We start from the raw sequence: 20,447 nt of genomic DNA, 5'->3' as shown, positions 1-20,447 counted from the left end.
CGATGGCTGGCTGGCGCAAAGCGGTGCGCCGCGGACCTTTGCGGTTTGCTGCAGCGCTGGTGTTCCTTGCCGCCGCCAGTCAGGCGCAAGAGGCTCCGGCCCCGCTTCTGACGCTGGATCAGGACCGGTTCTTCCTTGAATCCGATTTCGGGCGCGCTGCAGTCGACCGCGAGCGCGCCGATACGGCCGCTCTGGAAAAAGAAAACAAGCGGATCGAGGCCGAGCTTGTCGCGGAAGAGCAGGCTCTGACCGACCAGCGCGCCTCGTTGTCGCCGGAAGAGTTCACTGCCAGAGCCACAGCCTTTGACGACAAGGTCGAACGCATCCGGGCCGAGCAGGATGCCAAGGCGCAGGCGCTGGTCGCCAAGCGCGATGCCGAGCGCAAGGAGTTCCTGCAGCTGGCCGGACCCGTCCTGGGCGAGCTTCTGGGCGAACGACAGGCGACGGCAATCCTGGACAAGGGGTTGGTGATCGTCGCGCTGTCGTCCATCGACATCACGGACGCGGCCATCGCCAAGCTGAACGCCGCTTTGGCCGACCCGACGACTGACCTTCCAGCGGATGCGCCTGTGGTTGCACCGACCGACCCGGCGGAAGCGCCCCCTGCGACACCCTGACACCCGGCAACTTGTCTGCAGCGGCCCGAATTGGTAGTCAGACCCCAAGGCCTTGGGCCAGAGGGACGCGAAGGAACGACGACATGGATGCAAGCGCAGTGACCACCGCCGATCTGGACCTGATCCAGCGGATCATCCCGCACCGCTATCCCTTTCTGCTGATCGACAAGGTGCGCGACATCGTCGTCAACGAGTCTTGCGTCGGCATCAAGTGCGTCACTCTGAACGAGCCGCAGTTCCAGGGGCATTTCCCCGGGATGCCGATCTTCCCCGGCGTGATGATCATTGAGGCGATGGCGCAGACCAGTGGCGTGCTGGTCGGCCTGTCGATGGACCTGGTGGACAAGCAGGCCAAGGTCTTCTTCATGGGCGTCGACGGGGTCAAGTTCCGCCGCAAGGTCGTGCCGGGCGACGTGATGGAGCTGCACGTCAAGGCGGTGCGCGGCGGTGGCCGGGTCTGGAAGTTCGAAGGCCGCGCCTATGTCGAGGGAGAGCTGGCGTGCGAGGCCTCCTTCATGGCGATGTTCGACGTGCCGAAGGCATGAGCATCCATCCCGACGCCCGTATTCACCCCTCGGCCGTGGTCGAGGATGGCGCCGTTGTCGGTGCCGGCTGCCAGATCGGCCCGTTCTGCCATGTCGGACCGGAAGTCGTGCTTGGCGCGAATGTGGTGCTGAAATCCCATGCCGTCGTTACCGGCTGGACCGAGATTGGCGAGGACAGCGTGATCTTTCCCTTTGCCACCGTGGGCGAGGTACCGCAGGACCTGAAGTATCACGGGGAACGGACGCGGCTGGTGGTAGGCCGCCGCTGCCGCATCCGCGAAGCCGCAACGCTGAACACCGGGACCGAAGGCGGCGGCGGGGTGACGCGGGTGGGCGACGACTGCCTGATCATGACGGGCGCCCATGTCGGCCATGACGCGCAGATCGGCAACCGGGTGATCCTGGTCAATCACGTTGCCATTGCGGGCCACTGCGTGCTGGGCGACGACGTGATCGTCGGGGGGCTCTCTGGTGTCCATCAGTGGGTGCGGATCGGTCAGGGCGCGATCATCGGGGCGGTGACGATGGTGGCGAACGACGTCATTCCCTACGGCCTTGTGCAGGCGCCCCGTGGCGAACTTGACGGGCTGAACCTGGTCGGTCTCAAACGCCGCGGTGTCGACCGCGCCGGGATCACCGCGCTTCGGGCCGCCTATCAGACGCTTGCGCAAGAGGACGGGAGTTTCCTGGACCGCGCGCGCAAGCTGGCCGAGGAAAGCGACAACCCCCTGGTCCGCGAGATTGCGGATTTCATCCTGTCGAAATCCGACCGCAGTTTCCTGACCCCGAAGGGTGGGCGGTGACGGCCATGCGCACGGCGATCATTGCCGGGCAGGGCCGCTTGCCCAGGGCGCTTGCGGACGCGATGACGGATGTGCCGCTGGTGGCAGCCCTGGACGGGTTCACGCCGGACGGGCTGACGGTCGACCTGCGCTTCCGGGTCGAACGGCTGGTTCCCTTTCTCCGCGCTCTGGAACGGGATGGAATCCGTCAGGTGATCTTTGCCGGTGGCGTGACACGGCCAAGGCTGGACCCGGCGCTCCTGGACGAAGCCACAGCGGGCCTGCTGCCACGTCTGATGCAGGCGATGGCGGCCGGGGACGATGCCACGCTGCGGGTGGTGATCGAGCTTTTCGAAGAGTTCGGCTTTTCCGTCATCGGGGTCGAGGACCTTGCTCCGGCGCTTCTGCCCGGGGCAGGGGTCCTGGCCGGGACCGTAACCCCCCGGGATGAGGCCGACGCGGCGCGGGCCGCCCGGATCGTCGCGGCACTGGGGGCCGAGGATGTGGGGCAGGGGGCCGTTGTGGTCCAGGGGCTTTGCCTCGGCGTCGAGGCTTTGCCGGGCACCGACGCGCTGCTGGCTCAGGTTGCGGGTATCGTTGGCTTGCGTCCCGATCCGGCGCGGGGGCGGGGGGTGTTCTACAAGGCGGCCAAGCCCGGCCAGGATCGCCGGATCGACCTGCCGACCATCGGCCCCGACACCTTGCGCGGCGTCGCGGCGGCGGGGCTTGGGGGCCTTGCGTTCCAGGCGGGCTCGGTGATCTGCCTGGATCTGGACGAGATGCAGGGCTTGGCCGGGGAACTGGGCCTGTTCCTTTGGGCGCGGGGATGATCCGCGGCAGCTCATCGCTTGCTTCGCGGCGCTCTTCGCTTGGGGAGCTGACGCAGCGAAGAGGGGACGCAGTCCACCGATGAGCGGTCCGTTGAAGCTGTTCCTCATTGCGGGCGAACCCTCGGGCGACCGGCTGGGGGCGGCGCTTATGGCGGGGCTGAAGTCGCTGACCGATGTCAGCTTTGCCGGGGTCGCCGGTCCCCTGATGCAGGCCGAAGGGATGGCCAGCCTCTTCCCGATGGACGAGCTGTCGGTGATGGGCATTGCCGAAGTCCTGCCAAAGTATTTCCACCTGAAACGCCGCATCCGCGAGGCGGCGGCGGCAGCGCTTGCCTCGGGCGCCGACGCCCTGGTGACCATCGACTCGCCTGATTTTGGGCTGCGGGTGGCGGCGCTGGTCAAGGCCGCGCGGCCCGATTTCCGCACCATCCACTACGTCGCCCCCTCGGTCTGGGCCTGGCGGCCAGGTCGGGCGGCCAAGATGGCAAAGGTGGTGGACCACGTCCTGGCGCTGCTCCCGTTCGAGCCGCCCTACATGACCGCCGCCGGGATGACCTGTGATTTCGTCGGCCATCCGGTGGTGGCCGAACCCCTGGCCTCGGACGCCGAGCGGGCGGCCTTTGCCGGACCTGGTCCGCTGCTTCTGGCGTTGCCGGGGTCGCGCCAGGGCGAGGTTGCGCGACTTGCCCCCGTTTTCAAGGACGTCGTCGCGCGCCTCAAGACACGGCACCCGGACCTGCGCGTGGTCCTTCCCACGGTACAGGGCGTGGCGGGTCTGGTCCGCGACTTGACGGAGGGCTGGGCGGTCCGACCGCAGATCATCGAAGACCCTTCGGCCAAGCGCGGGGCCTTCGCGGCGGCGGATCTGGCGCTTGCCGCCTCGGGCACGGTCTCGCTGGAACTGGCCGCCAACGACTGCCCGATGGTCATCGCCTATGATATGCACCCCTTGACGCTGTGGCTCATGCGGCGCGCGGCGCTGATCGACACGGTGACCCTGGTCAACCTTGTCAGCGACACCCGAGTGGTGCCCGAGTTCATCGGGCCGGACTGCCGCGCCGACAAGATCGCCCCGGCGCTGGAGACGCTTCTCTCGGACGCCTCGCGCCAGAAGGCCGCAATGGCGCTGACGATGGACCGGCTTGGCAAGGGCGGAGAGCCCCCCGGCCTCAGGGCTGCGCGGTCGGTGCTGGCGGCGCTTCGCCGTTGATGATGCCCAGGACCTGCGGCATCAGGCTTTCCATGGTGTCGTTGATCAGCGCGATCATCCCCGGCTGCTGCGCCGCCGTCAGCTGCGGCAGCTTTGCCATCACCGACTTGCCTTCGGGGGTGGCGTAGAAGTCGCGCAGGGCGGTTATCTCGGCCAGGGTCATCATGTCGGCCATGATCCCGGCCTGATCGCGCATCAGCGTCGTCATCGGCTCGGTGAAGGTATCAAGGTAAAGCTGCCGGATCTGCGCCACCTGCGCGTCTGTCAGGCTTTGGCCCCCCGCCGCGACCTGTTGCAGGATCGGCTGATACATCGTCTCGATGATCGCGGTCATGTCGAAGCCATCCAGCGCCAGTTCGATATACTCGGCGGCGGCGGCCACGCGGTCCTCGCGGGTTTCGGCCATTGCCGGCAGGGGCAGGGCCAGCATGATTGCCAGAACGAAGGGCTTCACGACGCAGGTCCTTTCCAGATCCAGCCGCCGCCGAAGATGCGGCTGCCTTCGGGGGCATAGAAGACGCAGGCCTGACCCGCACTGACCCCGTCTTCGGGCGACAGAAGCTCGACCTCGGCGGTGGTCGGGCCGGTCGGGCGCAGGATCGCCTCACGCGGGGGGCGGGTCGAGCGGACCTTGACCTTCAGGTGCCACTCGGGACGGCTGTCAAACGGTGCGTCTCCCAGCCAGTTGATCTCGCGCACCGGGATGATCCGGGTCGAAAGCGCTTCTTTCGGCCCGACGATCACACGGCGGGTCAAAGGGTCCAGCTTCACGACGTAAAGCGGCGTTTCCAGGCCTCCGATGCCCAGCCCCTTGCGCTGGCCGATGGTGTAATGGATCACGCCCCGGTGCTGACCCAGGACAGTGCCATCCATGTCCACGATCTCGCCTGGATCGGCGGCACCCGGGCGCAGCTTTTCGATCACCGCCGCATAGTCGCCGTTCGGGACAAAGCAGATGTCCTGGCTGTCGGGCTTGTCGGCCACCGGAAGCCCGTACTTCGCCGCCAGCGCCCTGGTTTCCGCCTTCGAGGCCAGATGCCCCAGCGGAAAGCGCAGGTAATCCAGCTGCTCGGGAGTCGTCGAGAACAGGAAATAGCTCTGATCGCGCGCCGCATCGGCGGCCTGATGCAACTCGGCCCCGTGGTCCCCGACCATGCGCTGGATGTAGTGCCCGGTGGCCATGCAATCGGCCTCCAGGTCCTTGGCGGTGGCCAGCAGGTCCTTGAACTTGACCCTTTCGTTGCAGCGGATGCAGGGGACCGGTGTCGCACCCGCCAAATAGGCATCGGCGAAGTCTTCGATCACCGCCTCGCGGAAGGTGTTCTCGTAGTCCAGCACGTAATGCGGAAAGCCCATCGTCTCGGCCACGCGGCGCGCGTCGTGGATGTCGCGGCCCGCGCAACAGGCCCCCTTCTTGGCCAGAGCCGCGCCGTGGTCGTAAAGCTGCAGCGTGACGCCGACGACGTCATAGCCTTCCTCGGCCAGCATCGCGGCCACGACCGAACTGTCGACCCCGCCCGACATGGCGACGACGACCCGCGTTTCGGACGGGGGCTTGGGAAACCCAAGCGAGTTGAGGGCCAGGTCGCGCGGCATGATCATTGTCCGGGTTCAGGGAATGATGGGGAATATATGAAAATGCTGTGCACTCTCAATCCCCAGTTTCAGGATTGATTAAGTCTGATCCCGCATCCTGCGTCAAACCAACGAGGGAACGGTCATGTTTCTCAAACGCGTCGACGGGCCGCGGCAGGTCACCCTGCCGGATGGCAGCATCCTGACCCGGGCGGATCTGCCGCCTGCGGACACCCGGCGCTGGGTTGCCAGCCGCAAGGCCGTGGTGGTCCGCGCCGTGGTCTACGGCCTGATATCCGAGAAGGAGGCGCTGGAACGCTATGCCTTGTCGGAAGAGGAATTCGGTCTTTGGCGCTCGGCTGTGGCCAAGCATGGCGATGATGGCCTGAAAGTCACAGCGATCCAGAAATACCGACAACTTTAAATGGATTACAGCTCTCCCTCTGGCATAGTAACTCTACGTTAACCATTGACGGGCAAAGTCGTTAACGATGAACCACCGGAGCGGAGATTTAACGAATGCGGATTCTGCTTGTTGAGGACGACCCCACCACCTCGCGCAGCATCGAACTGATGCTGACCCATGCCAACCTGAACGTCTATTGCACCGACATGGGCGAAGACGGGATCGATCTGGCAAAGCTTTATGATTACGATCTGATCCTTCTGGACCTGAACCTGCCCGACATGAGCGGGCATGAAGTCCTGCGTCAGGTGCGCCAGGCGCGGGTGGAAACGCCGATCCTGATCCTGTCGGGCGCGGATGACACGGAAAACAAGCTGAAAGGCTTCGGTTTCGGTGCTGATGATTACCTCACCAAGCCGTTCCACCGCGAAGAACTGGTCGCACGCATCCATGCGATCATCCGCCGGTCCAAGGGACACAGCCAATCGGTCATCAAGACCGGTCGTGTGGCGGTCAATCTGGATGCCAAGACTGTGGATGTCGACGGCAAGGCGGTGCACCTGACCGGCAAGGAATACCAGATGCTGGAACTTCTGTCCCTTCGCAAAGGAACGACCCTGACCAAGGAGATGTTCCTGAACCATCTTTATGGCGGAATGGACGAACCGGAATTGAAGATCATCGACGTCTTCATCTGCAAGCTTCGCAAGAAACTGGCCGAGGCGACGGGCGGCGACAACTATATCGAAACCGTCTGGGGTCGCGGCTATGTGCTGCGTGATCCGGTCGGTGGTCAGGCCCGGCTTGCCGCAACCGCCTGATCTTTACCTTGGCGGGCCCGCCGCCTAACCTCTGCACGGCAGCATCCGGGGGGCGGGCAAGGTGGAGAAGGCGGTCGAACTCCTGACAGAAGCCGAGGCGCGCGAGGAACTCGCGCGTCTGGCGCAGGCGATTGCCGCCGCGAATACCGCCTACCACACTCTGGACGCGCCCGAGATTTCGGATGCCGACTATGACGCGTTGAAGCGGCGGAATTCGGCGGTCGAGGCGCGGTTTCCAGGCCTGAAGCGTGCCGATTCGCCATCCGACCAGGTGGGCGGCGCGGTGGCCGAGGGGTTCGGCAAGGTGCCGCACCGGGTACGGATGCTGTCGCTGGAGAACGCCTTCGCTGCCGAGGACATCACGGACTTTGACGACCGCGTCCGCAAGTTTCTGGGCCACCCCGGCGGACTGGACTATACCGCCGAGCCGAAGATCGACGGGCTCTCCTTGTCGCTGCGCTATGAAGGCGGGATGCTGGTCCAGGCCGCGACCCGCGGTGACGGCGAGGTTGGTGAGAACGTCACCGCGAACGCCCGCACCATCGCCGACATCCCCCAGCGCCTGACCGGCGCCCCAAAGGTGCTGGAGGTCCGTGGCGAAGTCTACATGTCCCACGCCGACTTTGCCGCGCTGAACCAGCGCCAGACCACCGGCGGCGACAGGACCTTCGCCAACCCCCGCAACGCGGCTGCCGGATCGCTCCGCCAGCTTGACGCCCGCATCACCGCCGCCCGTCCGCTGCGCTTCTTCGCCTACGCCTGGGGTGAGCTTTCCGCCCCCCTTGCCGAGACCCAGTTCCAGGCAATCCAGCGTCTCAAGGCCTTGGGATTCCAGACCAACCCCCTGACGGTCCTGTGTTCCGGCCCCGACGCCATGCTGGCGCATTACCGCCGGATCGAGGCGCAGCGGGCGACCTTGGGCTATGATATCGACGGGGTCGTCTACAAGGTGAACGACCTTGCCCTGCAAGCCCGGCTTGGCTTCCGCTCTTCGACCCCCCGCTGGGCCATCGCGCACAAGTTCCCGGCCGAACTGGCCTGGACCGAACTTCTGGGCATCGACATCCAGGTTGGCCGCACCGGGGCGCTCTCTCCGGTGGCGCGGCTGAGGCCGGTGACGGTCGGCGGGGTGGTGGTCAGCAATGCCACCCTGCACAACGAGGATTACATCGCCGGCCGCGACAGCCGTGGCCAGCCGATCCGCGGCGGCAAGGACATCCGCGTCGGCGACTGGGTTCAGGTCTACCGCGCCGGCGATGTGATTCCCAAGGTGGCCGACGTCGACCTTTCGCGCCGCAAGGACGGCTCGCAACCCTATGCTTTCCCGACGGAATGTCCTGAATGCGGCAGCCCCGCCCACCGCGAGGAGGGCGACTCGGTCCGCCGCTGTACGGGGGGGCTGGTCTGCCCGGCGCAGGCGGTGGAACGGCTCAAGCACTTCGTCTCGCGCGGGGCCTTCGACATCGAAGGTCTGGGTGCCAAGCAGGTGGAGATGTTCTTCAAGGACCCGACCCTTCCGATTCGCGCGCCTGCAGACATCTTCACGCTTGCTTCAAGAGACGCCGCCAACCCCTTGCAGAAACTGAAGAATCGTGACGGCTTCGGCGACACCTCTGCTGCCAAGCTTTTCGCCGCCATCGAAGCCCGCCGCACGATCCCGCTGGACCGGCTGATCTTTTCGCTGGGAATCCGTCATGTGGGCGAGGTCGCGGCCAGCCTCTTCGCACGCCACTACTCGACCTGGGACGCCTTCGAGGCCGCGATTACCCGCGCCAGCCCCGGCACGCCTGAATGGGCAGAACTGAATGCGATCAACGGGGTCGGTGAGGTCATGGCCCAAAGCCTGGTCGATGCCTTCCAGAACCAGGGGGAGCGCGCGGCCATTGACGCGCTGGTCGCCCAGTTGACGGTGCAACCGGTGCAGGCGCGCGGGGTGGTCGACTCTCCTGTGGCAGGCCTGACGGTCGTCTTCACCGGCACGCTGGAAAAGATGACCCGCGCCGAGGCCAAGGCGCGGGCCGAGACTTTGGGGGCAAAAGTTGCGGGCAGCGTCAGCGCCAAGACCGACCTTCTGGTCGCCGGTCCAGGGGCCGGGTCGAAGGCCAAGGACGCCGAACGCCTGGGGGTTCGCATGATCGACGAGGACGCCTGGCTGCAGCTGATCGGCTCTGCATGAGCCGGCCCGAGTCGCTATTCCCGCTTTTCGCCGGGCTGGAGACCCTTCCCGGGGTCGGCCCAAAGGCGGCAAAGGCCTTTGAGGGCCTGGGTGTCACGCGCCCCAAGGATCTCTTGTATTTCCTGCCACATTCCGGTGTTGACCGCGCCCTGCGCACATCCGTCCGCGAGGTTGTCCCTCCCGCCACCTTGACGGTCGAAGTCGAGATCGGCCAGCACGTCCCCCCGCGCCGGAAGGGCGGCCCTTACCGGGTGCACGTCCGCGATGCGCGGGTCGAATTTCTGCTGGTCTATTTCCATGCAAGGGCCGAGGCCTTGGCCAAACTGCTGCCGACCGGACAGCGGCGGCTGGTCTCGGGCAAGGTCGAATTGTTCGACGGCATCGCCCAGATGGTCCACCCCGACCATGTCCTTCGCCCTGAGGAGGCGCGTGAGATCCCGGCCTACGAGCCGGTCTATCCGCTGGCCGCCGGGTTGACGCAGCGGGTGGTCGGCAAGGCGGCTCAGGCGGCGTTGACCCGGATTCCGCCCTTGGCAGAGTGGATCGACCCCGCGCTCATGGCCCGCGAAGGCTGGCCCGACTGGCCTTCGGCGCTGATGGCCGGGCACGGGCCGACAGGCGCGGCGGGGTTAACCTTCACCAATCCGGCGCGGCAGCGGCTGGCCTATGATGAGCTTTTCGCCCACCAGCTTACCCTTTCGATCGCCCGCGCGCGCCTGCGCCGCGCCAAGGGCCTGGCGACCGAAGGCACGGGAACTTTGCGCGACAAGGTCTTGAAAAGCCTTCCCTATGCCCCCACGACAGCCCAGATCCGCGCGGTCCGCGAGATCGCGGCCGACATGGCCCAGCCGCTGCGGATGAACCGGCTTTTGCAGGGTGATGTGGGGGCCGGCAAGACCCTCGTCGCCTTCCAGGCGCTGCTCAACGCGGTCGAGGCCGGAGGCCAGGGCGTCATGATGGCCCCGACGGAAATTCTTGCGCGTCAGCACTTCGAAGGCCTGGCGCCGCTGGCCCGTGCCGCGGGCGTGCGGCTGGAACTGCTGACCGGCCGCGACCGGGGCGCTGACCGCGCGATGAAGCTGGAGGACCTGGCGACGGGCCGCATCCCGATCCTGGTCGGGACCCACGCGGTGTTCCAGAAAGACGTCGCGTTCAAGGATCTGCGTCTGGCTGTGGTGGACGAACAGCATCGTTTCGGCGTCGCACAGCGGATGGAACTGGGCGCCAAGGGCGAGGCGGTCGATGTCCTGGTGATGACCGCAACCCCCATTCCGCGCAGCCTGGCGTTGGCGACACATGGTGACATGGATGTCTCGGTGCTTGACGAAAAGCCGGCCGGCCGGAAGCCGATTCGCACCGCGATGGTCTCGGCCGAGCGGCTGGACGAGGTGACGGACCATTTGCGCAAGGCCGTAGCCGAGGGCCGGCAGGCCTATTGGGTCTGCCCGCTGGTCGAGGAATCCGAGGTCGTCGACTATGCCAGCGCCGAGGAACGGTTCCGGACGCTTCGCGCCAGCCTGGGCGACCGGGTGGGTCTTGTGCATGGCCAGATGCCGCCCGCCGAAAAGGACGCCGCGATGGCGCGCTTTGTGGCGGGGGAGACTTCGGTTCTGGTGGCAACCACAGTGATCGAGGTCGGGGTCAACGTACCCAACGCGACGATCATGGTGATCGAGCAGGCGGAAACCTTCGGGCTGGCGCAGCTGCACCAGCTTCGGGGTCGGGTCGGGCGGGGTGACGCGGCCTCGACGTGCCTCTTGATCTATCAGCCGCCCTTGAACGAGACCGGGCGTCGGCGGCTGACGACGATCCGCGACACCGAGGACGGCTTTCGCATTGCCGAGGAAGACCTTGCGATGCGCGGGGCGGGCGATCTGATCGGCACGGCGCAATCCGGCCTGCCGCGCTTTCGGGTCGCGGATCTGGAGCGTCAGGCCAGTTTGATGGCGCTGGCGCAGTCGGACGCGCGCAAGCTGATGCTGGACGATCCCCAGCTTTCCGGCCCGCGCGGCCAGGCGGCCCGGGCCCTTCTGTGGCTGATGGATCAGGACCGCGCCCTGCGTTTGATGAGCGTCGGCTAAGAAGTGCGTTCCGGTCTGATCACGAATGTTCTTAAAAAGTTCTTTACAGGGCGTTGCTGATATGAGAACAATTCAGCAACAAGTCATGGAGAACGCGATGAAAGACGCCGTGAAGACCCTGCTGTCCCACACTCCCAAAGGCGCGATGGAAGACCTCGTTGGCGTCGCGTCGCTGTTCGTTCTGCTGTTCGCCGTGCTGTCCGTGCCCGGCCTGCACTAAGGTTTCTGCCCCGCGCTCTGTCCCCCAAGGATGACGGTTCGCCTCGCCTGGCCCACCGTCCGCCGTTTCCAGACGCGCTACTGCCGCCGCCATCCAACCGGATGAGCGGCGGTTTTTTCATGCGGCTGCTTGTGCGGCCTCGATCGCGTCGCAGACGGCTTCCAGCGCAAGCAGGATCGAGGCGTGCCGGTTCTTGTAGTCGCGGGCGGGCAACAGCACCTCATAGCCGTCGAAGGGGGCTGGCGGAACCGGCCCGCCCGCTTTCAGCATCGCAACAAGCGCGCCCCGCGCGGCCTGCAACTCGGCCAGGGAGCGGCCGATCACGATCCCGCCCAGCACGGCGGCCGAGGCCTGACCGAGGGCGCAGGCCTTCACATCCTGGGCGAAGTCGGTGACGCGGCCGTCCTTGACCACCACGTCCACCGTGACTGTCGACCCGCAGAGGGGTGAGCGTCTGCGCGCCGTGCCTTGCGGCGCGGGCAGGCGGCCGAGATGCGGGATCTCGGCGGCCAGACCCAGGATACGGGCGGAGTAAAGCTTGATGAGGTCGCTGTCGCTCACGTGGATTTGCCTTCGTGCATGGAAATTGCCCGGCTGACCCCGTATGTAGACCCGGCACGCCCGCCTGCCAAGGAGAAGCCCATGCCCTTCGACCCGGCCACACTAAAGTATGATGCCGCGGGGCTGGTCCCCTGCGTCGCGCAGGATGCGGCCTCGGGGGACGTGCTGATGGTCGCCTGGATGAACGCTGCCTCGGTCGCGGCGACGCTGGAGACGGGGAAGGTCACCTACTGGTCGCGCTCGCGGGGGGCGCTCTGGGTGAAGGGGGAGTCCTCGGGCCACCATCAGCGGCTGGTCGAACTGCGCGTGGACTGCGACCGGGATTGCCTGTTGGTGCTGGTTCAGCAGGAGGGTCCGGCCTGTCACACCAACCGGAAGTCCTGCTTCTACACGGCGGTCCGGGACGGGGAAGAGGTGGAGATCCTGCAGCCTGTGCACGGCGGACAAAGCTGAGACCTGCGTCGCGACAAGCGGGTTGCGCTTAGGGATTGGGCAATCCGACCATCCGGCGGATGTCAGCGGGGGTTGCGCCTTCGGCCCGGTACTTCGCAATCGCCCGCGCATCGTCCCGTTTCGCGAGCCGCTTGCCCTGGTCATCCCGGATCAGGCGGTGGTGATGGTAGATCGGCGTCGGCAGCCCGAAAAGGTGCTGCAGGATCACCTGGACCGGCGTAAAGTCGAACAGGTCCTCGCCCCGGATAACACGGGTCACGCCCTGGTCGGCGTCGTCGAAGGCCGAGGCGAGGAAATAGGCCACGATATCTTCGCCCTTGCGCGACAGGACCACGTCGCCGATCTGGGTCACCGCCTGGTCGCGGTCGATGCGGTGCTGACCCGAATGTGCCGGGCCTGTTTCAACGAAGCAGAGATCGGTCGCAGCCAGAAAGTCAAAAGCAGCGGCCAGATCCAGACGAAGCGCATCACCGGGTCTTCGGCTTCCCAGTCCGCGCTGGCGGCAGGTTCCTGGATAGACGTTGAAGCCGACCCCTTCCTGCGGGGCGGCCAAGGCGGCACGGATGTCCGAGCGGGTGCAGGAGCAGGGGTAGAGAAGCCCTTTCCCTTCAAGCGCTTCCAGACGGGTGTTGTAGCTGGTGATATGCGCGGCCTGGCGGTGGATCGGGCCGTCCCACGACAGGCCAAGCCAGGCAAGGTCCTCCTGGATCAGCGCGTCATACTCGGGCCGACACCGTTCCAGGTCGGTATCCTCCATCCGCAGCAGGAACTGGCCACTCTTTGCCCGGGCCATGTCATGCGCAAGGATCGCGGAATAGGCATGGCCCAGATGCAGGGGACCGGTCGGGCTGGGCGCGAAGCGGGTTACGAAAGCCATTCCGTGAACGCCTGCTTCGCCCGGTCGGTATAGGCCTTGTAGCGGTCCTTGCGGCCACGACGGCCCCCCTTGGCGTCGATGGGCGGGAAAAGGCCGAAGTTCACGTTCATGGGCTGGAAGGTCTTCGCCTCGGCCCCGCCGGTGATGTGGGTGACAAGTGCGCCCATCGCGGTTTCGGGGGGCGGCGAGGAAAGATCGCGCCCGAGTATCTCGTGCGCGGCCATTCTTCCGGCCAAGAGACCCATCGCGGCGGATTCGACGTACCCTTCGACCCCGGTGATCTGGCCCGCGAAGCGTATATACGGATGAGATTTCAGCCGCATCTGCGCATCCAGAAGCGTGGGAGAGTTGATGAATGTGTTGCGGTGGATGCCGCCAAGACGGGCGAAACTGGCGTTCTCCAGCCCTGGAATCATTTTGAAAACAGCGGTTTGCGCGCCGTATTTCATCTTGGTCTGGAAGCCGACGATGTTATGCAGGGTCCCCAGCTTGTTGTCGCGGCGCAGCTGCACGACGGCATAGGCCTTTTCATCCGGCTTGTGTGCGTTGGTCAGGCCGACAGGCTTCATCGGGCCGTGGCGCAGTGTCTCACGCCCGCGCTCTGCCATCACCTCGATGGGCAGGCAGCCGTCGAAATAGCCCGCGGTTTCGCCTTCGTGAAACTCGGTCTTTTCGGCCGCCAGCAGGGCGTCGATGAACGCCTCGTACTGATCCCGAGTCATCGGGCAGTTGATGTAGGCCTTTTGCTCATCCTCGGTCTCGCCTTTGTCGTAGCGGCTTTGCAGCCAGGCGACGGACATGTCGATGGTCTCTGTATATACAATCGGAGCAATGGCGTCGAAGAAGGCAAGCGCCTCGGCCCCGGTGGCCGCACGGATGCTTTGCGCCAGCGAAGGGCTGGTCAGGGGGCCGGTTGCAATAATCCAGTTTCCGGATGAAGGAAGATCAGTAACCTCCTCATAGGATGTGGAAATCAGCGGATGATCCTTCAGCTTGGCGGTGACGGCAGCGGCGAAAGGGTCGCGGTCCACGGCCAAGGCTCCGCCTGCAGGCAAGCGGTGCTTATGGGCCATGTCCATCACCAGACTGCCTGCGGCGCGCATTTCCCAATGGATCAGCCCGACGGCGTTCTGCTCATGGTCGTCCGAGCGGAAAGAGTTGGAACACACCATCTCGGCGAAGTCGCCGGTGCGATGCGCGAAGGTGGCGACCTTGGGCCGCATCTCGTGCAGCACGACAGGAACGCCAAGATTTGCAGCAGCCCAGGCGGCTTCAGAGCCAGCCATGCCGCCGCCGATGATGTGAAGAGGTTCGGTCATGGCCCGGATTTAGGCCGGATTGTCGGAAAAGGAAAGCCGGGGGCTGCTGACGCCCCCGGGTCGTTGGTCAGACCTTGTCCACGGAAAGCTTGCCCGGACCGTGGGCGAAGATCATCAGGAAGGCACCGGCCACCCCAAGGTTCTTGAAGAACATGATCATCTGCATCTGATCGGCGGGCGCGAAGTGATACAGGAGCCCGGCCACGACGCAGAAGCCCGCGCCAAGGAGAGCCATCCAGCGGGCCTGAAAGCCGATCAGCATCGACAGCCCAAGCAGCACCTCGAAGATGATCGAGGGCCAGGCAAGAAACGCGGGCAGGCCGCCCGAGGTCAGATAGCCGGCAAAGCCGGCAACGTCGCCCATCTTGCCCAGGCCCGCCGGAATGAACATGGCGGCGAGGAAGAGGCGCGTGATAAGCGGCGCGTAGGTCTTGAGCTGTTCCATGATTATCCCTTGAACGCTTTGTCCGGTCTTGTGCCGGGTCCGGGCGTTCTTGCATGGGCGAGTAACTGTGCAAATTCCGTGCCGGGGCAGGGGTCGTGTGCGCTGATGCGCAGTCAGCTGCGCTGCACAAGACGGCGGCGCTGGTCCGCGGTGAAGGCCGCCGGATTAGAGACGTCGGCCCCCAGTTCCGCGGCTTTCTGGAAAAACCCGGAGGCGGGCAGGTGGTCGGGCGACAGGCGTTGGCTTAGGACTGCGGCGCGGAAGGGGCGGCCCTGTGCGGCGTCTTCCTCCATCAACGCCTCAAGTGCTGCCGTAAGTTCGCCCATGCGCAGGCCAAGGTCGCGCGCAAGGGCACCGTAGGGAAGGGTTTCGCCCGCAGCCGCAAGGGCTGCGAGCCTGGCTTCAAGCCTCATCACCCTGGTCGGCGACGCGGGCGACCGAGACGACTTCCTCATCTGCGGCCACCGAGAAGACCTTGACCCCGCCTGCCGACCGCGACCGGAAGCTGACCTGGTCAACCGGCACCCGGATCGACTGGCCGGTCGAGGTGGCAAGCATGATCTGGTCCGAGCTTTCGACCGGGAACGAGGCGATGATCCGGCCGCCCCTTGGCCCCGGCGAGATTGCCTTGACGCCCATGCCGCCGCGACCCCGGACCGGGTAGTCGTGGGAGGAGGAAAGCTTGCCCGAGCCGCCCTTGGTGATCGTCAGGATCAGATCTTCAGCGGCGGACATCTCGGCATAGCGGTCCGGGGACAGCTGACCGGCGGGAACGTGGTCTTCCTCGTCGTCGGTCTCCTCTTCGGTGATCCCGGCCATCAGGCGGCGCTGTTTCAGGTAAGCCTCGCGTTCCTCCGGGGTGGCCTCGAAGTGGCGGATGATCGACATGCTGACCACGTGGTCGCCGTCGGCCAGCCGGATGCCGCGGACGCCGGTCGATCCGCGGGATTTGAAGACGCGGATTTCGGTCGTCGAGAAGCGGATGGCGCGGCCTGCTTCGGTGACCAGCATGATGTCGTCCTGATCGTCGGCGATGGCGGCATTGACCAGAGTGATGCCCTCGGGGAGCTTCATCGCGATCTTGCCGTTGCGCATGACGTTGGTGAAGTCGCTAAGGTCGTTCTGGCGGACGTCGCCGTCGCTGGTCGCAAAGACGATCTGCAGGTTGCCCCAGTCTTCCTCGGGCACATCGACGGGCATCAGCGCGGCGATGGAGATGCCGGGGTCGATCGGCAGGATGTTGACCAGAGCCTTGCCCTTGGCGGTGCGCCCGGCAAGCGGCAGGCGCCAGGTCTTCAGCTTGTAGACCATGCCGTCGGTTGTGAAGAACAAGAGCCAAGTATGCGTATTCGCGACGAAAAGTGTCGTCACGACATCGTCGTCCTTGGTCTGCATCGACGACAGGCCCTTGCCGCCGCGGTTCTGGGCGCGGAATTCGGCGAGGTTGGTGCGCTTGATGTAGCCGCCCGAGGTGATGGTGACGACCATATCCTCGCGCTCGATCAGGTCCTCGTCCTCCATGTCACCGGACCAGTCGGTGATCTCGGTGCGGCGGGGGACGGCAAACAGGGACTTCACCTCACGCAGTTCGTCGGAGATGATCGCCATGATCCGATCGCGCGAGCCAAGAATATCCAGGTAGTCCTTGATCTTGGCGGCCAGCTGTTCCAACTCGTCGGTGATGGTTTTCACGCCAAGCTGGGTCAGGCGCTGCAGCTGCAGGTCCAGGATCGCGCGGGCCTGCACTTCCGAAAGGTTGTAGGTCCCATCGTCGTTGATCGGGTGCGAGGGATCGTCGATCAGGCGGATATAGGGCGCAATTTCGTGGGCGGGCCAACGCCGTGTCATCAGCTGTTCGCGTGCGTCCGCCGGGGTCGCCGAGGCGCGGATCGTCGCGACCACCTCGTCGACGTTCGACACGGCCACGGCCAGACCACAGAGGACATGGCTCCGTTCGCGGGCCTTGCGCAGTTCATAAGCGGTGCGGCGCGCAACAACTTCCTCGCGGAAGGTGATGAAATAGCTTAGGAAATCGCGCAGCGTCAGTTGCTCGGGGCGGCCCCCGTTCAACGCCAGCATGTTGCAGCCGAAGCTGACCTGCATGGCCGAAAAGCGGAACAGCTGGTTCAAGACCACGTCCGGCGTCGCATCGCGCTTCAGCTCGATCACCACGCGCACGCCGATCCGGTCGGATTCGTCGGCGATGTTCGAGATCCCCTCGACCCGCTTTTCGCGGACCAGTTCGGCGATCTTCTCGATCATCGTGGCCTTGTTGACCTGATAGGGAATCTCGTCGATGACGATGGCCCAGCGGTCCTTGCGCAGTTCCTCGATATGGGTCTTGGCGCGGATGATGACGCTGCCGCGCCCTTCCAGATAGGCCTTCCGCGCGCCCGAGCGGCCAAGGATCTGGCCGCCGGTGGGGAAGTCGGGGGCCGGGATGATCTCCATCAGCTGTTCCATGCTGATGTCGGGGTTCTCGATCAGGGCGAGCGTCCCGTCGATCACTTCGCCAAGGTTATGCGGCGGGATATTGGTCGCCATGCCCACGGCGATGCCGCCCGCGCCGTTGACCAGCATGTTGGGGAAGCGGGCGGGAAGGACGGTGGGTTCCTTGTCCTTGCCGTCGTAGTTGTCCTGGAAATCGACGGTTTCCTTGTCGATGTCGGCCAGAAGGAACGCGGCGGGCTTGTCCATCCGCACTTCGGTATAGCGCATGGCCGCCGCGTTATCGCCATCCATCGACCCAAAGTTGCCCTGACCGTCCAGAAGCGGCAGCGACATGCTGAACGGCTGCGCCATCCGCACCAGCGCGTCATAGATCGCGCTGTCGCCGTGGGGGTGGTATTTCCCCATCGTGTCGCCCACCGGGCGGGCCGATTTGCGGTAGGCCTTGTCGTGCGTGTTGCCCGATTCCTGCATCGCAAACAGGATGCGGCGGTGCACGGGTTTCAGCCCGTCGCGCAAGTCAGGGATCGCGCGCGACACGATCACGCTCATCGCGTAGTCAAGGTAGGCGGTCTTCATCTCGGCGGCGATGTCGACCTGGGGGCCGTGCCAAACGGGACGCTCCGGTGTTTCTTCTTTTTTATCAGTGTCTTCCGGGGTATCGGCCATGAGGGCGCGCGCCTTCCTTGCGGGATCAAGATTTAGCAGGCGGAAGGATACACCATCCTAGCTATGGGGTGCAATGGCGGGGTGCACGCGATTGGCAGCCGCTGGGGTGGAGTGCCAATATACTGTTTTCATTGATTTTTAGCGAAGGCCTGTCATGATTCTGTCATGGACCACCAGAAAGGACGGTTGCAATGGTCGGACGCGAGACGGAACTGATGCTGCGGGGCTATGGTCTGACCACGGCCGAACTTTACTACCGGATGCCGGATTATCGTAATGTTCTCAACAGCTTCATCTGGCAAGAGTATGATCTGGCCCCCGATTATCCCAAGCTTTTCCAGTTCATCGAGTTCTGGCACGAAAAGATCGAGGGTCCGCTGCATTCGGTGCGCTTTACCCACCGCAAGATGATCGCGCCAGGGGAATGGCGGAACGTTGTGGGTGAGTTTCGAATTCACTGAACGGAAACAGTCGCAGTGGCGCTAGTTCGTTGTTTCCAGTTGTGTGGGAAATGCCTGGAAACAATCACAGGATCTTTGTGGCATTTGTCTATGAAGTAGATACGGTGTAGCTACGATTTGTATATACGACACCCGATGTTGCGATACGCGGGTCTCCAGATCGCAAGCGTTTGCTACTTGGACCGGGTCGGACGGTCGAAAACCTTCTTGCCCATCAGCGAGCCCACCAGATCGACCATGAGACGGGCCGTCATGCCGCGGTCGTCGAGGAAAGGGTTCAGCTCCACCAGATCCAGCGAGGTCACAAGCCCGCTTTCATGCAAAAGCTCCATCACCAGATGCGCCTCGCGGAAGGTAGCCCCCCCCGGAACCGTGGTGCCGACGGCGGGCGCGATCGAAGGGTCGAGGAAATCGACGTCCAGGCTGACATGTAGCATGCCGCCTTCGGACCGGACCCGGTCAAGGAACTCGCGCAAGGGGGCGACCAGGCCGCGTTCGTCGATCACCCGCATGTCGTTGATGAAGATGTCCCGCTCCAGCATCGCGGCCTGCTCGGCGGGGTCGACCGAGCGGATGCCGAACATGCAGATGCGGTGGGCGGGCACGGGCGCGGGGAAGGGCGGGAAGGCGTCAAAGCCGTCGCGCCCCGCGATGTAGGCCAGAGGGGTGCCATGCAGGTTGCCCGACGTGGTGGTCAGCGGCGTGTGAAAGTCGGAATGCGCATCAAGCCACAACAGGAACAGGGGGCGGTCTTGCCGGGCGGCAAAGGCCGCAGCCCCGGCGGCCGAGCCCAAGGCAAGGGAATGATCGCCCCCCATGATGATCGGAAAGCCGCCCTGGCTAAGGGCGTCATCGACGCGGTCCATCAGGATCTCGGCCCAGCCGACGGTCGCGGCCAGATCGTGCACGACAGGATTTGCGCAGGTGACGGGTTTGAGGTCAGGCAGCGCGAGATCGCCCCAATCCTCGACCCCGTGACCCTCGGCGCTGACTTCGCGGGCGATGCCGGCGACGCGGTAGGCGGCAGGGCCCATCAGGCAGCCGGGGACCTTCTGGCCGCTGTCGATGGGGGCGCCGATCAGGATGGTTCTGGGCATGGGGGTCCTCTTGCTTTGGTCCGGTGTAGCGGGGCCGGATGGCCGGTGGCAACGGACAAATCGGCAGGATCGGCGGGGAAGCGCGGGTACAGTGAAGCCTTGGCGCGGCGGAAGGGCGCAGGGCTTTCCCCCGGAGGCCGCAGCGCCTATCATTGGAGACAACCACGGGAGAGGCTGATGATCGTCGAACTTGGGCATTTCGCGCTGATCCTGGCGCTGATGGTGGCGCTGGTGCAGTCCACGCTGCCCTTGTGGGGCGCGCACCGGGGCGACGCGCGGCTGATGGCGCTGGCGGGTCCGGCGGCGCTCCTGCAGATGGGGCTGGTTGCGGGGTCATTCGCGGCGTTGACCTGGGCCTTCGTCGTCTCGGACTTTTCCTTGGCGGTGGTGGTGTCCAACTCGCACACGCTGAAGCCGATGCTGTACAAGGTTTCGGGGGTCTGGGGAAACCATGAGGGGTCCTTGCTGCTGTGGGTGCTGATCCTGGCGGTCTACGGGGCGGCGGTGGCGGGGTTCGGCGGCAACCTGCCGTCGCGGCTGAAGGCGCGGGTGCTGGCGGTGCAGGGAATGATCGGGGTGGCGTTCCTGTTGTTCCTGCTTCTGACCTCGAACCCGTTCTGGCGGCTCGCGATGCCGCCTTTGGACGGGCAGGACCTGAACCCGCTGCTGCAGGACCCCGGATTGGCCTTTCATCCGCCGTTCCTTTATCTTGGTTATGTCGGCCTGAGCATGGCCTTCAGCTTTGCCGTGGCCGCGCTGATCGAGGGTCGCGTTGATGCCGCCTGGGGCCGCTGGGTGCGGCCCTGGACGCTGGCGGCCTGGGTCTTCCTGACCATCGGCATCGCGCTGGGGTC

At 65.1% G+C, this 20,447-nt stretch carries 22 protein-coding genes; 13 read left to right on the top strand and 9 right to left on the bottom strand.

The genetic code is table 11. The annotated features are described in order from the left end of the window. Nucleotides 1–2: 2 nt before the first annotated feature. From U1E69_RS04925 to lpxB, 5 genes are all read left to right on the top strand, one after another. Nucleotides 3–617 (top strand): OmpH family outer membrane protein, encoded by a 615-nt coding sequence (locus U1E69_RS04925; protein WP_322243247.1) that lies wholly within the window; start codon nt 3–5, stop codon nt 615–617. Between the two features lie 83 nt (nt 618–700). Continuing rightward, nucleotides 701–1,162 carry a 3-hydroxyacyl-ACP dehydratase FabZ gene (fabZ, locus tag U1E69_RS04920; RefSeq protein WP_322243245.1) on the top strand — a complete coding sequence of 154 codons (462 nt, stop codon included), beginning with the start codon at nt 701–703 and terminating at the stop codon, nt 1,160–1,162. After that, nucleotides 1,159–1,965 carry an acyl-ACP--UDP-N-acetylglucosamine O-acyltransferase gene (gene lpxA, locus U1E69_RS04915; protein ID WP_322243243.1) on the top strand — a complete coding sequence of 269 codons (807 nt, stop codon included), beginning with the start codon at nt 1,159–1,161 and terminating at the stop codon, nt 1,963–1,965. Before fabZ ends, lpxA begins: the two co-directional genes overlap by 4 nt. Next, complete coding sequence (locus U1E69_RS04910) at nt 1,962–2,774, top strand: LpxI family protein (RefSeq protein ID WP_322243242.1); 813 nt, start codon at nt 1,962–1,964, stop codon at nt 2,772–2,774. The genes lpxA and U1E69_RS04910 overlap by 4 nt, the downstream gene beginning before the upstream one ends. 91 nt (nt 2,775–2,865) lie before the next feature. After that, entirely contained in the window at nt 2,866–3,984 is a 1,119-nt protein-coding gene (gene lpxB / locus U1E69_RS04905; RefSeq protein ID WP_322243279.1) for a lipid-A-disaccharide synthase, read from the top strand. Here the strand turns inward: lpxB and U1E69_RS04900 are convergent. Both U1E69_RS04900 and mnmA read right to left on the bottom strand, forming a co-directional pair. After that, complete coding sequence (locus U1E69_RS04900) at nt 3,944–4,438, bottom strand: DUF2059 domain-containing protein (RefSeq protein ID WP_322243240.1); 495 nt, start codon at nt 4,436–4,438, stop codon at nt 3,944–3,946. The two genes, lpxB and U1E69_RS04900, sit on opposite strands and share 41 nt — an antisense overlap. After that, nucleotides 4,435–5,580: a tRNA 2-thiouridine(34) synthase MnmA gene (mnmA, locus tag U1E69_RS04895; protein ID WP_322243278.1), complete on the bottom strand. Its 1,146-nt coding sequence runs from the start codon at nt 5,578–5,580 to the stop codon at nt 4,435–4,437. Before mnmA ends, U1E69_RS04900 begins: the two co-directional genes overlap by 4 nt. Nucleotides 5,581–5,704: 124 nt before the next feature. On the opposite strand from mnmA, the gene U1E69_RS04890 reads away from it, so the two are divergent. From U1E69_RS04890 to U1E69_RS04870, 5 genes are all read left to right on the top strand, one after another. Beyond that, on the top strand, nt 5,705–5,983 hold the full coding sequence (locus U1E69_RS04890; RefSeq protein WP_322243238.1) for a DUF1153 domain-containing protein: 279 nt from the start codon (nt 5,705–5,707) through the stop codon (nt 5,981–5,983). Between the two features lie 95 nt (nt 5,984–6,078). Next, nucleotides 6,079–6,786 (top strand): response regulator transcription factor CtrA, encoded by a 708-nt coding sequence (ctrA, locus tag U1E69_RS04885; RefSeq protein ID WP_305545835.1) that lies wholly within the window; start codon nt 6,079–6,081, stop codon nt 6,784–6,786. Between the two features lie 61 nt (nt 6,787–6,847). Next, nucleotides 6,848–8,962: an NAD-dependent DNA ligase LigA gene (gene ligA, locus U1E69_RS04880; RefSeq protein WP_416200256.1), complete on the top strand. Its 2,115-nt coding sequence runs from the start codon at nt 6,848–6,850 to the stop codon at nt 8,960–8,962. Then, a complete protein-coding gene (gene recG, locus U1E69_RS04875; RefSeq protein ID WP_322243237.1) occupies nt 8,959–11,043 on the top strand; it encodes an ATP-dependent DNA helicase RecG in 2,085 nt (694 codons plus the stop codon). Before ligA ends, recG begins: the two co-directional genes overlap by 4 nt. 97 nt (nt 11,044–11,140) lie before the next feature. After that, nucleotides 11,141–11,263: a hypothetical protein gene (locus U1E69_RS04870; protein ID WP_322243236.1), complete on the top strand. Its 123-nt coding sequence runs from the start codon at nt 11,141–11,143 to the stop codon at nt 11,261–11,263. A 117-nt stretch (nt 11,264–11,380) separates the two neighbouring features. On the opposite strand, the gene U1E69_RS04865 is transcribed toward U1E69_RS04870, so the two are convergent. After that, a complete protein-coding gene (locus U1E69_RS04865) occupies nt 11,381–11,824 on the bottom strand; it encodes an iron-sulfur cluster assembly scaffold protein (RefSeq protein ID WP_322243235.1) in 444 nt (147 codons plus the stop codon). 81 nt (nt 11,825–11,905) lie between these two features. On the opposite strand from U1E69_RS04865, the gene hisI reads away from it, so the two are divergent. Beyond that, nucleotides 11,906–12,277, top strand: coding sequence for a phosphoribosyl-AMP cyclohydrolase (gene hisI / locus U1E69_RS04860; protein WP_322243234.1), 372 nt, complete (start codon nt 11,906–11,908; stop codon nt 12,275–12,277). 28 nt (nt 12,278–12,305) lie between these two features. Here the strand turns inward: hisI and gluQRS are convergent, their stop codons facing one another. The 5 genes from gluQRS to gyrA all read right to left on the bottom strand — a co-directional run bounded on the left by gluQRS (nt 12,306) and on the right by gyrA (nt 18,035). Then, on the bottom strand, nt 12,306–13,154 hold the full coding sequence (gene gluQRS, locus U1E69_RS04855; RefSeq protein WP_322243233.1) for a tRNA glutamyl-Q(34) synthetase GluQRS: 849 nt from the start codon (nt 13,152–13,154) through the stop codon (nt 12,306–12,308). Then, nucleotides 13,142–14,473: a methylenetetrahydrofolate--tRNA-(uracil(54)-C(5))-methyltransferase (FADH(2)-oxidizing) TrmFO gene (trmFO, locus tag U1E69_RS04850; protein ID WP_322243231.1), complete on the bottom strand. Its 1,332-nt coding sequence runs from the start codon at nt 14,471–14,473 to the stop codon at nt 13,142–13,144. The genes gluQRS and trmFO overlap by 13 nt, the downstream gene beginning before the upstream one ends. Before the next feature lie 67 nt (nt 14,474–14,540). Continuing rightward, nucleotides 14,541–14,918: a DoxX family protein gene (locus U1E69_RS04845; RefSeq protein ID WP_322243230.1), complete on the bottom strand. Its 378-nt coding sequence runs from the start codon at nt 14,916–14,918 to the stop codon at nt 14,541–14,543. 113 nt (nt 14,919–15,031) lie between these two features. Further along, complete coding sequence (locus U1E69_RS04840) at nt 15,032–15,331, bottom strand: hypothetical protein (protein WP_322243229.1); 300 nt, start codon at nt 15,329–15,331, stop codon at nt 15,032–15,034. Beyond that, on the bottom strand, nt 15,321–18,035 hold the full coding sequence (gene gyrA, locus U1E69_RS04835; protein ID WP_322243228.1) for a DNA gyrase subunit A: 2,715 nt from the start codon (nt 18,033–18,035) through the stop codon (nt 15,321–15,323). The genes U1E69_RS04840 and gyrA overlap by 11 nt, the downstream gene beginning before the upstream one ends. 191 nt (nt 18,036–18,226) lie before the next feature. Between gyrA and U1E69_RS04830 the strand changes: the two genes are divergently transcribed. After that, the gene (locus U1E69_RS04830) at nt 18,227–18,496 is read left to right on the top strand and encodes an usg protein (RefSeq protein WP_322243226.1); all 270 of its coding nucleotides are present in this window, start codon (nt 18,227–18,229) and stop codon (nt 18,494–18,496) included. Nucleotides 18,497–18,669: 173 nt separating this feature from the next. Here the strand turns inward: U1E69_RS04830 and rocF are convergent, their stop codons facing one another. Then, nucleotides 18,670–19,593, bottom strand: coding sequence for an arginase (gene rocF, locus U1E69_RS04825; protein WP_322243225.1), 924 nt, complete (start codon nt 19,591–19,593; stop codon nt 18,670–18,672). Between the two features lie 177 nt (nt 19,594–19,770). Here rocF and ccsA point away from each other — a divergent pair. After that, a partial coding sequence (ccsA, locus tag U1E69_RS04820) for a cytochrome c biogenesis protein CcsA (RefSeq protein ID WP_322243223.1) occupies nt 19,771–20,447 on the top strand: 677 nt, incomplete at its 3' end.

This window comes from Tabrizicola sp. (assembly GCF_034366665.1).
Lineage (GTDB): Bacteria > Pseudomonadota > Alphaproteobacteria > Rhodobacterales > Rhodobacteraceae > Tabrizicola.
The sequence above is the reverse complement of the archived record's forward strand: the minus strand, read 5'-3'. Positions and strand labels throughout refer to the sequence as shown.